Below are 13,950 nucleotides of genomic sequence, written 5' to 3'. Positions count from 1 at the left end.
AACAAAGGTTCGGCTTAGCAAGCGCAAATCCAAAGACATTTTACATAACTTGCCGGAAAAAAAATTGTTCGTATTTTTGTTTAAAATTTTGATTTTCATTGTGTTAAGGCATTTTTTTTGAAGCTGTTTTCCCCGGCCCCTCTTGTCATGCTGTTCCGTTGAAGGCTGAAAAGAATGTTGCATGGCATGGCGGGGCCGTGCGCTTCCCATCCACCTGTCGCCGCCATGTTCAGCGAAAAGTTAATTTCACTGCTTCAGACCTTCTCCAAATACGAGCTCAACCGCTTTCGGAAGTTCTTGCTGTCGCCATATCTGAACGACCAAGAAGACCTCACCCGCTTGTTCGATGTGGTGAACGAAGCCTTGCGCAAAGACGAGTATGCGCTCGCAAAACTTGACAAGCAAAAAGTCTGGAAGTCGCTTTACCCCACTCAGTCATTCGACGACGCACATCTGCGGCGTTTGGCTTCTGACCTGAACCAAATGGCCCTTCGCTTTATGGTGGAAGAGCACAGAAACCAAAATGCCCTATTTGAAGCATTGGAATTGCAAAAAATACTGGAAAAGCCGGACCTAAGCAAGCATCTGAATGGGGTGGAACGACGCATAGAACGATTACTGGCGCATAGTGAAGGCAAATCGAGCGATTATTATTTTGCGCAATTCCAGCTGCACTGGAACATCTTTAGCCGTGCATCCAAAGTGGTAGCCACAACCGGATATGCCGAAAAATTATCTTCCGCCGATTTTTTCCTTGAATGTTATTATCTGGCTCAAAAACTAAAGCTGTACATCGCTTGGCTTCTGTACAGAGGTTTTCGGGTTACTGAACACGAGGTGCCCGTGATGCCCGGATTTTGGGAGTATTTGCAAGACGAGCGTTTTGCCGACATCCCTTTGATTCGCATCTATCGAAAAGTTATATTGTGCTTTGTGGAGTCAGAGCAAGAAATACATTTTCAAGAGATGCTTAAAGATTTGCAACAATTTTCCAAGGAAATAACCAAAAGCGATTTGCGCGAGTGTTATTATATGGCGCAGAATTATGCCGCCCTAAAAATCAATCAAGGCAAGACTGAGTACTACCGGAAAGTATTCGATATATTCAACAGTATGATGGAACAAGAAATTCTCGTGGAAAACAGACAATTGCCAGAGGCTGTTTTCAAGAATGTCATCACAGTCAGCTTAGGCGTAGGCGAATATGAATGGACCGAACAGTTTATTCAAAGATATTCCGAATTTCTACCTGTCAATATTCGTGAGAACGCTAAAATGTTCAATCTGGCTTACCTACATTTTTATCAAAAAAACTATGACAAAGCGATAGAGTACCTTCGAGATGTGGAATATAATGACGTGGTCTATGCACTCGGAGCAAAGTCTATTTTATTGCGTACTTATTATGAGCGCGGGGAGATGCTGGCCTTGGATTCCCTTATGGATAGTTTTAGAAATTACTTGCGCCGCAATAAAGTCATTTCCAAGAACCTGAAACGCGAGTACAATAATTTTATCTATTTGGTGAAAAAACTCACTACGATAACTCCACAAGACAAAAAATCTATTGCCAGTTTGCGTCGTCGAATCAGCGAGGCATCTTACTCGATGCCCAAGAACTGGCTGCTAAAAAAAATTGCAGAAATTGAGGAAAATCAAAAGTCAAGAGGAAGGGGGTAATTTGTATAGTCAGCGCAAATCAGCCCCGTCCGCTTCGCTTGGCCGGGCAAGCCCCTGAGTACAGGGTCTGACAAGGTGGTTTTGAACGAACGGTGATCGCAATCCTTTGAAAATCATGCAAATCAATCAAGGAAATCCCTGACTTGCCAACGGGCAGGTTCAAATCATCTTTAATCTTGGGTGTAAAATCATGATGTCAACAAATTGAAAAAACATCTACTCATTTTATTGGTCATAGGCAGATTCGCCGCCACGGCCCAACCTCTGTCTCTCGAAACCACTCTCTACGCCGGAGCCGTCTGGCGACACACGCCCAAACTTACCACACAAACTGGCGAGACGCTTTGGGGTCAAGAAATCGGTTTTCGGCTTCAGACGACTGGCCGACACGACTGGCAGGCGTGGCAACGCTATCCTATCTGGGGGGCAGCGCTGCTGCATTTTCGGCTGGGCGATGGCTCGCATGGCGACGGTTGGGGTCTGCTGCCCCACTTGTCAGTGCCCGTCGTCCGTGCTGGGGCATTCGCGGCGTTTTTCCGATTGGGCACGGGGTTGGCTTGGGTATCGAACCCCTACGATTACTTTGACAACCCGAGGCAAAACGCGCTTGGAGGGCATTGGAACAATGTCACCCAGTTCCGCTTGGGCGCGGAATGGCGATTGGGCGACCATCTGTGCCTCAACACCGGGGCAAGCCTCGCGCATTTCTCCAACGGCGGCACTACCTTGCCCAACTTTGGCATCAACATACCCGCAGGCTATGCCGGGCTGGCTTGGTCGCCAAAACCTATTCGCAGAACGGACTTTCTCCCTGCCAACAGCGACAAACGCTCTCAACGTCGCTTTGGCGGACTGCTGCAAACAGGCTTGGCCATGCTCGAATACGGCGTGTTCGACGGCCCCAAATATCCAGTGTGGGCCGGAGCGGCGGCTGGCTATTTCCATTTCAACCAAGTGAACCGGCTCCATTTGGGGGTTGACTACGAGTTCAATCGAGCGATTTACGAGTTTGGCCTTCAATCCGCCGATTTCGGGAACAAGGCAGACGCCAAGAAAGGGGCCACGAGACTGGCAGTTTATGTGGCGGATGAGTTTTTGTTTGGCAACATGGGGGTGCAATTGCAAATGGGCCGCTATGTGGGCCGCGAGATAAGCCAGTATGTGTTGTCGCGCCAATACAGCAAGCTCACCGTGCGGGCCTATCTTCCCGCCTTGTTCACTACCTCTTTGCGGCCACATTTCGGCATCACCATGAAGGCGCACCAAACGACAGCGGAATATATCTCGCTGAATCTGGGATTGGTGCTGTGACAAGGCGCATTGCGAAGCTCGTAGTTTTTCTACTTTTGCGCCGATTTTGGGGCAGCGCGAGCACTCTGCGCAGCGTTCCCCCCCCGACGAGGCCAGCCCGCACAACCATCGCACAACAAAAACAGCACGAGCGGAGCAGCCTCCACGCAACCTTCACAAACATGAACAACCGCGACAACCTCCTCGGCGTTTTCCAGACGATGTACCGATGGAGAAAAACTATTCGGAACGTCTGTCTCATCGCGCTCGTCGGCAGCATTGCCCTCTCCCTGACGCTCAAAAACTATTTTCAGGCCAGCACTATTTTTTACCCTGCCAGTCCCGAACTGGCCAGCCCGGAACAAATTTTCGGCGCGACGGGGCAGGTGATGCGATATTTTGGCAACGACCACGACCTCGACCGCATCCATGAAATAGCCAACAGCAGCGAGCTGGTGGATTACATGGTGCATCACTTTAGGCTCTATGAGGTGTATGGCCTCGACTCCACTTCCCTAAAAGGACGCGCCAAGGTGCGCGAATACTTCCGCAGCCTCTATGTGGCGCAGAAAAACAAAAACGACGCTATCGAAATCAGCGTGGAAGACACTGACCCGCAACGCGCCGCCGAAATGGCCAACGCAGCCCGCGACAAAGTGAACGAAATCGCTCAGCGTCTCATCAAAAGCAGCCAATCGCGGCTGTTGGCAGCCTTCGAGGAGAACATCAAAAACAAAACTGCCGAGTTGGAGGTGTTGAGCGATAGCCTGCGCGGATTGCAGGCTCGATACGGCATCTATTACGGCTCGGAACAGGGCGAGCAGCTTGCCGCGCAACTGCTCGCCGCCGAAGCGGAAATCATCCGTGGCCGCGCACGCCTCGAGGTTTTGAGCAACAATCCGCACATACCCCGCGACACGGTGGAGTACATAAAGGCCAACCTGAAAGCCTATGAAAAAGAGCGCCAATCCTTGATGTCGAACAATCAAGGCGGTGTCTCCATCAAGGATTTCAACGAGGGGCTGCCCAAGGTGGCCGTGATGACAGACCTGCATTTCCAAGCCCGCAAGCAGCTCAGTTTCGACCTCGAACGCTACAATCAGATTAGAGCCGCGTTCAACACCGATATTCCTGCCGTGCAAATCGTGGAAGTGGCCGAGCCGCCGCTGCTCAAAAGCCGCCCCAAGCGCAGCGTGATTGTGCTCGCATCGGTCGTGGCGGCGTTTTTGTTTGCCGTGCTGGGGGTGCTTGTCGCCGAGGCGTACCGCGATTTTAGCTGGAAAGACGTCACGCGCAGCGACGCTTGACGGGGCGGCAAAAGCACCTCGTTTTTCAGAGCGCCACACGCGCCGATTAACTTTCAAATCAACCTGCAGACTTTATCAACGACGATGTTACGCCGCCTCCATTCCATCTTGGCAGTACCCGACGACCACCCGCAGGGGGGGCTATTGTCGGTGTATTTGTTGACGATGGTCGGCGCGGTGTTCGGGGGTATTTATCTGGGCATGCCCGCGTTGATGGCGATTCCGGGCATGGTGGCAGTGGTGTGGTTGTCTGCGATGGACATTCGGAAAACCTTCTTGCTGATGCTGGTCAGCATTCCACTTTCCATGGAGTTGGATTTGCCGGGCGGGTTTGCCACCGATTTGCCTTCCGAGCAATTCATGTGGCTGCTGACGCTGGTGGGGAGCGGCTGGTTTTTGCGCAACTGGCGCACCGTTGACACCCAGTTTTTGCGCCACCCCATCACGCTGGCACTATTGGCTCATCTGGCTTGGATTGTCATCACGACCATCACTTCGCAGCACCTTTATATTTCTTTCAAATATCTGCTTGCGAAGGTGTGGTATCTCATCGTGCTCTATTTCCTCGCTGCCCGTTTTTTGCAAGAAGAGCGCGATTTTAAAAACCTGCTTTGGTGCTTTTTCCTCCCGCTTCTTTTCGCCGTCCTGACGGTCATCGTCCGCCACGCAGCGCGAGGCTTCAGTTTTGAAGAAGTCGGCTATGTGATGGGGCCATTTTTTCGCAATCACGTCATGTATGCCTGTCTGCTGGCGGTTTTTCTTCCTTTCGTGTGGTATGGCACCTATTGGTATCGGCGCTGGTCGGGGAAGTGGTTGTTGCTGGTGTTGGGCATTTTGGTGTTGTTGGTGGGTATCAACTTTGCCTACACCCGCGCCGCCTATGTGGCGCTCGTGGGGGCCATTGGCATTTATTGGGTAGTGCGCTATCGGCTGTTAAAGGCTGCTTTGGTGGCTGTGGCGTTTGTGGTGGTGATGTTTGTCGGGTTCGTTGGCACGCGCGACAATTGGCTCCAATTCACCCCCAACTATGAGCGCACCGTGACCCACAAACGTTTTGACCGCCTGTTGGATGCCACCATCAAGTTGGAAGACATTTCCACCATGGAGCGCGTGTATCGGTGGGTAGCGGCTTCCTACATGATGCAAGAGCGGCCTTACACGGGATTTGGCCCCGCCACTTTTTATACTTTTTACAAAAACTACACCGTCACGAGCTTCAAAACTTATGTGAGCGACAACCCCGAACGCTCCGGCATACACAACTACTTTCTCATGGTGGCGGTGGAACAAGGGTTGCCGGGATTGGTCATTTTTCTGCTTTTCTGCGTCATCGTCATGCTCAAAGGTGAGCGCATCTACCACCGAACGAAAGAGGCGTGGAAGAGGCGTGTCCTGCTCGCCTCGTTGCTTTGTTTCATGCTGACGCTCCTGCTGATGCTGATGAACGACCTGCTGGAGACCGACAAAATCGGCGCGTTGTTTTTCATGTCCACCGCCATTTTGGTCAATATGGACCTGCAAAGCCGCGACAACAAGGCCCTCTCCTCTGCTTCCACCTAATTGAAGCTCCTTCAAGCCCTTTTTCAAGCCCTATCACATTTTTCAATCGCGGAGCAATTGTCCAGCACGATGTTGCCTCTGTATTTGAACATGGTGCCGGGGCCGTACCATGCTTCGAGCGTGATGAAGCGCATTTCGCGGGTGGGCACGAACTGGAAGGGATATCGGCGCCAATCGTTGTGGTCAATCAGCGGCGACGAGGCCAGCAACATTTCCTTTTTGCCCCGCGTGGCGCTGCCCCATATCCGCAATCTGACCGGATGATTGTAGCCCACATATTTGGGCACATGAGCCAGATAGATGGAAAAGGTGTAGCACACCCCGCCTTGAAGCGCCTCCGAAAGTCCCTGCGAGATGTCCTCGCTTGTGCCGTCGCGGCGCGTCACCAACCCCACACAGGTTTTGCCATCTTGTGCCGCGAATTGTATATCCCAAGCCCCCGGAAGAATATCGGGCGTGCTGTCGGGCGTGTCGGAGTGCCAGCCTTTGGGCAGTTTGGAGCGCCCGGGTTTGTCGTCTTCAAAAGATGGGTTGCGAATGGGGATTTTCTGGCTCGGCTGCTCCCAACACACGATGGCAAACAACAAAAATGCGAGGTACTTCATGTTTTGGTATGGTTTAGGTAAGTTGAATGTAAAGGGTAAAAACTACTTTTGCCGCGATTTCAACGACCCAAGTACTACAACGATGCCACGCGCCAGACCTACCTACCTTTACGCCATCATCAGCGTTGCGCTGGTGCTCTACATTCTCGGTTTTTTTGCGCTGACAGCATTGCATGGGCGCAAGTTAGTGACCTTGTTCAAAGAAAAAGTGGATGTGTGGCTGGAATTTAAACCGGACACACCGCAATCCGAAGTGCCGCGCCTTATCGCTTCTATCCGTCAGCAACCTTTTGTGAAAACCGAAACGGTCACTTTCATCACCCGCGACCAAGCTGTGGCGGATATGAAACGGGAGCTTGGCGAGAACAGCCTGCTGGAAGACAACCCCGATCTGCTCCGCGATGTGATTAGATTCAACGTCCGCGCCGATTTTTTGAACAGCGACAGCCTTGCTGCATGGCGGGAGGCACTCAAAGCGGATTCTTTCGTAGCCGACCTTTACATAGAAGCAGCGAATGTCGGAAATGTGGGCAGAAACATTCAAAATCTTGGATTGATAGCATTGGGGCTTGGAATTTTGCTCATCTTTGCCGCCGTTACGCTCATTCACAACACCATCCGACTGGCGCTCTATTCCAACCGTTTTTTGATAAAAAATCAAGAACTGGTGGGCGCGTCTTGGGCTTTCATCAGCCGTCCGTACATCCGCAAGGGCATAGCGAACGGTATGGTCAGCGCAGGCATTGCCATTGCGGCGCTGGTTGCTTCCTTGTGGTGGCTCTATTCCATGATGCCCGAGCTTCGGTATTTGCAAGACCTGAACGGCATTCTGGCGATGTTTGTCGGGCTAATCCTACTGGGGGTGTTGATTTCTGGCATGAGCACTTTTTTTGTTGTCAACAAATTCCTGCGTATGCGGGTGGACGATTTATACTGAAATGGCAAAACAACAACAGCGGCCTCAACCCCGCCCTCAACAACAGCAAGCAAAAAGAACTGCGCCAACCCCCACGCGCCGCCAGGAGAAACGCGACAATATCTTCACGGCAGGCAGTCGCGAGTTCATTTTTGGCCGTCAAAACTTCATTCTTTTTGGCATTGGTTTCGCGCTCATCATGGCGGGCCTCATCGCCATGACCGGAGGGGCAATGCCTGACCCGAAGGTGTGGGAGCCTGAACGCATTTACAGCTTCCGCCGCATCACCTTGGCCCCTATCCTCATGGTGGCGGGTTTTATCACAATCATCTTTGGTATTTTCAAAAAAACTGATTCCTCGGCAATGCCCTCCGTGCCGCAAGAACCTTCACAATCGGCATGAATCTTCTCCACGCCATCATCCTCGGCATCATTGAGGGACTGACGGAATTTTTGCCCGTGTCATCCACAGGGCACATCATCATCGGCTCCACCGTCATGGGCATCGCGAGCCATCCATTTGTCAAAGTGTTCACCGTAGCCATACAATTTGGCACCATACTATCGGTGGTGGTGCTTTATTGGCGGCGCTTTTTTCAGAATTTTCAATTCTATCTGCGTCTTTTGGTGGCATTCATGCCTGCCGCGGTATTTGGGCTTTTGTTCAAAAAATACATTGACGCGCTCCTCGAAAACATCGTGGTGGTAGCCGTCGCGCTCATCGCTGGCGGTGTGGTGTTTTTATTCATTGACGATTATTTTCGCCGCCGCAGTCGGCGCAACACCTCCACGGACGACATTTCGCTTCCAAAGGCGCTGCGCATTGGCCTGTTTCAAGTTGTTTCGATGATACCCGGCGTGAGCCGCTCGGCAGCCACCATCATTGGCGGGCTTACACAGGGGCTTTCTCCCAAAACAGCGGCGGAGTTTTCGTTTTTTCTCGCAGTGCCTACCATGTTCGCCGCCACCTGCAAATCGCTCTGGGACTACTCAAAAGAAGGCGGCTCGTTCTCTCAACACGACCTCATACTGTTGGCAGTGGGCAACGTGGTGGGGTTCGTCGTGGCTATGATTGCGATAAGAGCCTTCATCGGCTATCTCACCAAACACGGCTTCAAGGTATTTGGCTACTACCGCATCATAGTAGGCACTATCATTCTCCTTTTGTGGATGACAGGCTATTTTGAAGGCGTGGACGTGGGTAGTTTTTAGTGCCGCCCATCACCGCGCTTCATCGAAGTGCCATTGTGCCAAAATTTTGCATTTGCCCGAACAGCGTCGCACAGACGCGGAGTATCTTTGTTGCATTCGCTTTCCCGCCCGATTCGGCTTATTGCCTCAACCTCCATAACTTTATTCAGGTAATTGTTAGAAAATCAATAAAATGACGGGCATTGTCACTTGGAAGGCATAAAAAGAATTTCGCAAATGCCGTACTTCGCCCAATCAAATTGCCCCTGATACGCCCCATTTCCCGCCTAACTTTTTCCAACACCGATTTTTTCACTTTTTCTAAATGCAACAGCTGCTTATGAAACAATTTCTGCTCATCGTTCTTTTTCTTTTCCTCTATGGCGGAGTGAGGCTAAGTGCACAGTTTGGGGGCGCTTGCCCACCGGGGCAAGTGCAGAGCGCCCCTTTTTGCCAATCGGCTTGCGTTGCGTGCGATTTTGCCAATGGGTTTGAAGACAACACCTTCCTCTCGTTAGGCGCGCCGATAGATTTGAATTGTGCCAACGGCGGCAGCATCACCTTAAACAACCCTCGGTGGTATGCCTTTATAGCTGGGCAATTGTCCCCCTTTATTCCGGTTTCGCTCAATATCAAGGCGCTTCAGTGCCAAGGTGCCAGCACTTTGGAGGTGGCGATTATGGACGCTTGTCCCGGCGGTGGCTCTGGCCCGCCTCCGACGGCTTTGGCTTGTGCCACGATTAATGCTGGCAACAGCAACATCACTGTGTCGGGCCTCACGCCCGGTCAAATCTACTACCTCGTCGTTGATGCCAATGGTTCACAGTGCAAGTTCACGGTGCAAGTGGCGCAAGGCGACCTCGTTCCTCCGCCTTTGGGACCTCTCGGCAGCATTGAGGGCATCACGGCAATATGCCCGAAAGCAAAATTGAAATACTCCGTGACTCCTGTTGCGAATGCAACTTCCTATACATGGACTTCCCCTCCGGGTTCCAAAATAAATGGCGGCACCAACGTGGTGACCATACCAGTCGTTGCTGGTTCAGGAGCAGGCGGCCCTATCCCACACGCCGTGGACATAGAATTCGGCAACTTTGGGGGCAATATCTGCGTCACCGTCAACAGCCCCTGCGACACGCCAAAAACGACCTGTATCACGGTGACCAGCCAAGCCATCCCTATCACAGTGCTTGATGAGGAAATCATTTGCTACGAAGAGTTGCCTTTCGTGTGGTCGCAGGCACCCAACACGACCATCGTCGCGCCGGGCACATACACTTTGACCTCTACCCCCTATCAATCTTATTTGGGTTGTGACAGTGTGGTGCGGCAAAGAATCGTCGTGCGTCCCCTCAAGTACAGGATAATTCCCAACATCTACCTGTGCCAGCCAAACTGCTATTCCCTGAACGGGTTTGATTTCTGCGAGTCCGGCACTTATGTGGAAACCCTGACCACCCCGGAAGGATGCGACAGCACCATCAATTTTACCATCATCAAAATCCCCGTGCAGGCTGCGGCGCAAGTGCGCGATACCTTGACCTGCGCGAAAACCTCCGTGTTGCTGACCAGCGAAGGTTCCTCCAAAGGCAATACTGTCTTCTACGCATGGTTCAACAGCTCCGGGCAAAATATCAGCAATGCCGACACGGCATTGGCAACCGCACCGGGTGAGTACACGCTCATTGTGACCAACTTTGGTGGAGGAGGCAATGCCTGCAAGGATACCGCCACAGTCGTCGTGGTCGCCAATACGACCCCGCCATTGTCCAACGCCGGGCCTGACAGGGTGCTGTCGTGCGCGCAAGCGGTCATACAACTGCAAGGCTCAGGCTCCGTCGGTCCTCAATATACCTATCAATGGGTCGCTACCAATGGTGGCAACATCGTGTCGGGGGCAGCCACCCTTACGCCCACGGTCAATGCTCCGGGATTATACATTCTATATGTGACCAACAACCTAAACGGCTGCGTTTCTTTTGATGTCACAAAAGTCACCGCAGAAACACTGCCACCCACCGCGAGCGCACAAGGCGGCACTTTTACCTGTCTGCAACCCACCGTCACGCTGCAATCCACTACCAATGCCGTCAACCCAACTTTCAGTTGGACTGGCCCCGGCGGCTTCACCTCCAACCAGCAAAATCCAACAGTAAATGCGGGCGGGGAATATGTGGTAGTCGTGACTGATGGAAACAACGGATGCACCACGACCGCGACGGCTACGGTGATTGCCAACACACAGCCACCCGGTGCCAGTGCAGCAGGCGATACGTTGACTTGTGTCGTCAATGAAGTGGCACTAAGCGGGGGCTCACCGGCATCCAACCCGTCATTTGCTTGGGCAGGGCCAAATGGCTTCACCTCCAACCAGCAAAACCCCACCGTGACAACACCGGGCACTTACACGCTCACCGTCACAGGCCCGAATGGCTGCACAAGCACAGCCACTGCCGTTGTCGCGTTGAACAACGCCCTTCCGGGCGCATCTTTGGCTCCAAGTGCCAACCTCAACTGCAACAACGCAAGCATCAACCTCGTGGCAACGAGCAATCCGCCTGCAAGTGTGCTCAACTTCAATTGGACCAATCCCGATGGCTCCACCACCAATACGGGCAACAACCCCGTGCTGAGTGTAAACCAACCGGGTGCATACACCGTAGTCGTCACCAACACCATCAACGGGTGCACCAGCACCGCCAATGCTACGGTGATTCAGAACCCGAACGTGACAGCTGTAGCCACAGCCAACAACGTAACCTGCAACGGTGCGCAAAACGGCAGCGCAAGCGTCACACCCGGTGGCGGCAACAATACCTACACTTATCTATGGAACACGGGAGCCAATACACCTAACATCAGCAACCTCGGTGCCGGCACCTATACCGTGACGGTGACGGATGGCGAAAACTGCACCGCTAGCACTTCCGTGACCATTACGCAGCCCGCACTGCTGCTGGCCAACGCAAGTGCCACACCGCAGACCGCCAATGGCACCATTGATGGCACGGCTACTGCTGCCCCAACAGGCGGCACCCCCACTTACTCCTTCAACTGGAACACTGGCGGCACCACAGCCACCATCACCGACCTCTTGCCGGGCAACTATTCCGTCACCGTGACGGACATCAATGGGTGCACGGCAGTCGCGGTGGTCACGGTGAATGCCTACAACTGCACCATGGCTGCTACCATTCAAGGTCAAGACGTGAGCTGCGCCGATGCAAACGACGGTGTTGCCACTATCACTGTGAACGCTGGCGAAGCACCCTACACCTATTCTTGGAACACAGGTGCCGAGACCAGCACTATCGAGAACCTTGGTCCCGGCTCCTATTCCGCCACCGCGACTGACGCGGCCGGTTGCCCAGTCGAACTGCTGATTCAAATTACCGAGCCAGACACTTTGCTTGCCAATGCCACCAAAACCAATTCCAGCGGACCAGCCACTAACGATGGCACAGCCACCGCAGGACCCACTGGCGGCACCGAACCATACACTTATGAATGGAACACAGGAGAGACCACGCAAGGCATCACGGGGCTTGGAGCAGGCATCTATACCGTCACAGTGACGGACGCCAATGGTTGCACCGCTGTCCAATCGGTGGAAGTGGAGGCCGGCAACTGTGGTTTATTGACCAACTTCCTCTCGACCAATCCCACTTGCAATGGCTCTACCAACGGTGAAGCAACCGTGCTTATCACAGGCGGAGTCGGTCCTTTCACTTACGAGTGGAGCTCTGGCGGCACCAATGCTACCGAAACAGGGCTTGGCGCAGGTGATTACACCGTCTCCATCACGGATGCCAATGGCTGCGAAGTGACGGACGATGTCACCCTGACAGAGCCAGAGGCATTGACAATCGAAGTGGAAGAAGCAAACACCACCGACTGCGTGAACTCGCCGAACGGCTCAGCCACCGTAAGCGTGGGCGGCGGCACTGGCGATATTTCCATCGCTTGGAACAACGGCCAAACCGGCCCAACCGCTACCGGATTGGTCGCAGGCACCTTCATTGCCACCGCAACAGACGACAACGGCTGCACCATCACAGCCAGCGTCACCATCGAGGCCGTAGATGAGGAATCCCCAGTCATCACGGGCGCTCCTATTGACGTGCCGCTCGGCCCAACAGGCACCGTGACCCTCACCCCGCAAATCTTGGGCGTGACCGTCACGGACAATTGCGTGGTAAGCAGCGTGACCGTCCAGCCGACCAACTTCAATTGCCTCACATTAGGCGAGCACATCATCACCGTGACCGCCACCGACGATTCTGGCAACACCAGCACCGCTACCGTCGTAGCCAATATCATTGACAACTCGCCACCCACCACAGAATGCCCTCCAAGCATCGTGCGTTGCTTCGGCGACAACGTGGTGCAATACAGCGCGCCCGTCGCTACGGACAACTGTCTCGGCAATGGCGGCTTCTGGGCACTTACGGAAGGCCTGCCAAGCGGTGCCACTTTCCCATTGGGCGTCACTACCAACACCTATACCTACACAGATGCAGGGGGCAACCCGGGTTCGTGCAGCTTTGAAGTCACCATCCTGACCCAAGTCACCGCGACCGCGACCATCACCGACGATGTGGACAACCAAAACATCGGTGCCATCAACCTGACGGTGGGCGGCGGCCTTCCGCCCTACACCTTCCAATGGACGAAGGACGGCGCTCCTTTCGCCGACACGGAGGACTTGACGAACATCGGCATGGGCGTTTACACAGTTGTCGTGACCGATGCTGCCGGCTGTTTGTCACAAGTCTATTCCTTCGAGGTAAAAAGTTTGGTCAACACAAAAGACCCCAGTTGGGCATCCGGGCTTTCCATCCGCCCCAACCCCACCAGCGGCCATGTTGTGGTGATTTTCCCTGATGGACTCAACAAGGAAGTTGTGCTGACCGTGTTCGACGTGACAGGGCGGCGGGTCGTGGAGCAAATAGCCACCGCGCCCAAACAGATGGATTTGGACCTCACGGCGCTACCAAGTGGGGTTTACCCCATCATGTTGCGCGTCGGCAATGAGATGATTGCACGTCGAATCGTCGTGAACAAATAACGCTGGGTCAAGCAAGTCCTTGCGCTATCAACCAACGAGGCCACCCCCACAGAACAGGGGTGGCCTCGTGTTTTATGCCTTGATTCGCCAAGACGACATAACGGCTCGTGGTGATGTGCAAAAATAGCCGCCCCAGCGGGGCAAAATGTCGGTAGCAACTACCACAAAATCCAGCCCCAGCGGGGCGTGATGTTTGGCCCGTCTTCGGCGGGGCGCAACGTATGAGCAAGGTTTTTTGCAGATGCTATACCTTGATTCGCTAGGATTTGTTAGATGAACATGATTGATGTTCTTGATTTTTAGCAGATTGCGATTGCAGCCATGCCCAAAACC

9 protein-coding genes are annotated in these 13,950 nt (G+C 53.3%); 8 read left to right on the top strand and 1 reads right to left on the bottom strand.

What is annotated here, in order from left to right:
- The first annotated feature begins 225 nt into the window (after positions 1 to 225).
- From KIS77_17600 to KIS77_17585, 4 genes are all read left to right on the top strand, one after another.
- Positions 226 to 1,680, top strand: coding sequence for a hypothetical protein (locus KIS77_17600; GenBank protein ID MCW5924141.1), 1,455 nt, complete (start codon positions 226 to 228; stop codon positions 1,678 to 1,680).
- A 204-nt stretch (positions 1,681 to 1,884) separates the two neighbouring features.
- A complete protein-coding gene (locus tag KIS77_17595) occupies positions 1,885 to 2,991 on the top strand; it encodes an acyloxyacyl hydrolase (GenBank protein ID MCW5924140.1) in 1,107 nt (368 codons plus the stop codon).
- A gap of 161 nt (positions 2,992 to 3,152) precedes the next feature.
- Positions 3,153 to 4,277 (top strand): hypothetical protein, encoded by a 1,125-nt coding sequence (locus KIS77_17590; protein MCW5924139.1) that lies wholly within the window; start codon positions 3,153 to 3,155, stop codon positions 4,275 to 4,277.
- 84 nt (positions 4,278 to 4,361) lie between these two features.
- Positions 4,362 to 5,837, top strand: coding sequence for an O-antigen ligase family protein (locus tag KIS77_17585; GenBank protein ID MCW5924138.1), 1,476 nt, complete (start codon positions 4,362 to 4,364; stop codon positions 5,835 to 5,837).
- A 23-nt stretch (positions 5,838 to 5,860) separates the two neighbouring features.
- Here KIS77_17585 and KIS77_17580 read toward each other — a convergent pair whose 3' ends face one another.
- Positions 5,861 to 6,442, bottom strand: coding sequence for a hypothetical protein (locus tag KIS77_17580; GenBank protein MCW5924137.1), 582 nt, complete (start codon positions 6,440 to 6,442; stop codon positions 5,861 to 5,863).
- A gap of 82 nt (positions 6,443 to 6,524) precedes the next feature.
- Here KIS77_17580 and KIS77_17575 point away from each other — a divergent pair, with 82 nt between their 5' ends.
- The 4 genes from KIS77_17575 (at position 6,525) to KIS77_17560 (ending at position 13,617) form a co-directional block, all read left to right on the top strand.
- Positions 6,525 to 7,379, top strand: a complete 855-nt coding sequence (locus KIS77_17575; GenBank protein ID MCW5924136.1) for a permease-like cell division protein FtsX — start codon at positions 6,525 to 6,527, stop codon at positions 7,377 to 7,379.
- A 1-nt stretch (position 7,380) separates the two neighbouring features.
- A complete protein-coding gene (locus tag KIS77_17570; protein MCW5924135.1) occupies positions 7,381 to 7,761 on the top strand; it encodes a DUF3098 domain-containing protein in 381 nt (126 codons plus the stop codon).
- Positions 7,758 to 8,570, top strand: a complete 813-nt coding sequence (locus KIS77_17565) for an undecaprenyl-diphosphate phosphatase (protein MCW5924134.1) — start codon at positions 7,758 to 7,760, stop codon at positions 8,568 to 8,570. The genes KIS77_17570 and KIS77_17565 overlap by 4 nt, the downstream gene beginning before the upstream one ends.
- 319 nt (positions 8,571 to 8,889) lie before the next feature.
- Positions 8,890 to 13,617 carry an HYR domain-containing protein gene (locus tag KIS77_17560; GenBank protein MCW5924133.1) on the top strand — a complete coding sequence of 1,576 codons (4,728 nt, stop codon included), beginning with the start codon at positions 8,890 to 8,892 and terminating at the stop codon, positions 13,615 to 13,617.
- Positions 13,618 to 13,950 lie beyond the last annotated feature (333 nt).

It is taken from the genome of Saprospiraceae bacterium (assembly GCA_026129545.1).
In the GTDB taxonomy this organism is placed as follows: Bacteria; Bacteroidota; Bacteroidia; order Chitinophagales; family Saprospiraceae; genus M3007.
This window is presented reverse-complemented; position numbering and strand designations above follow the sequence as displayed.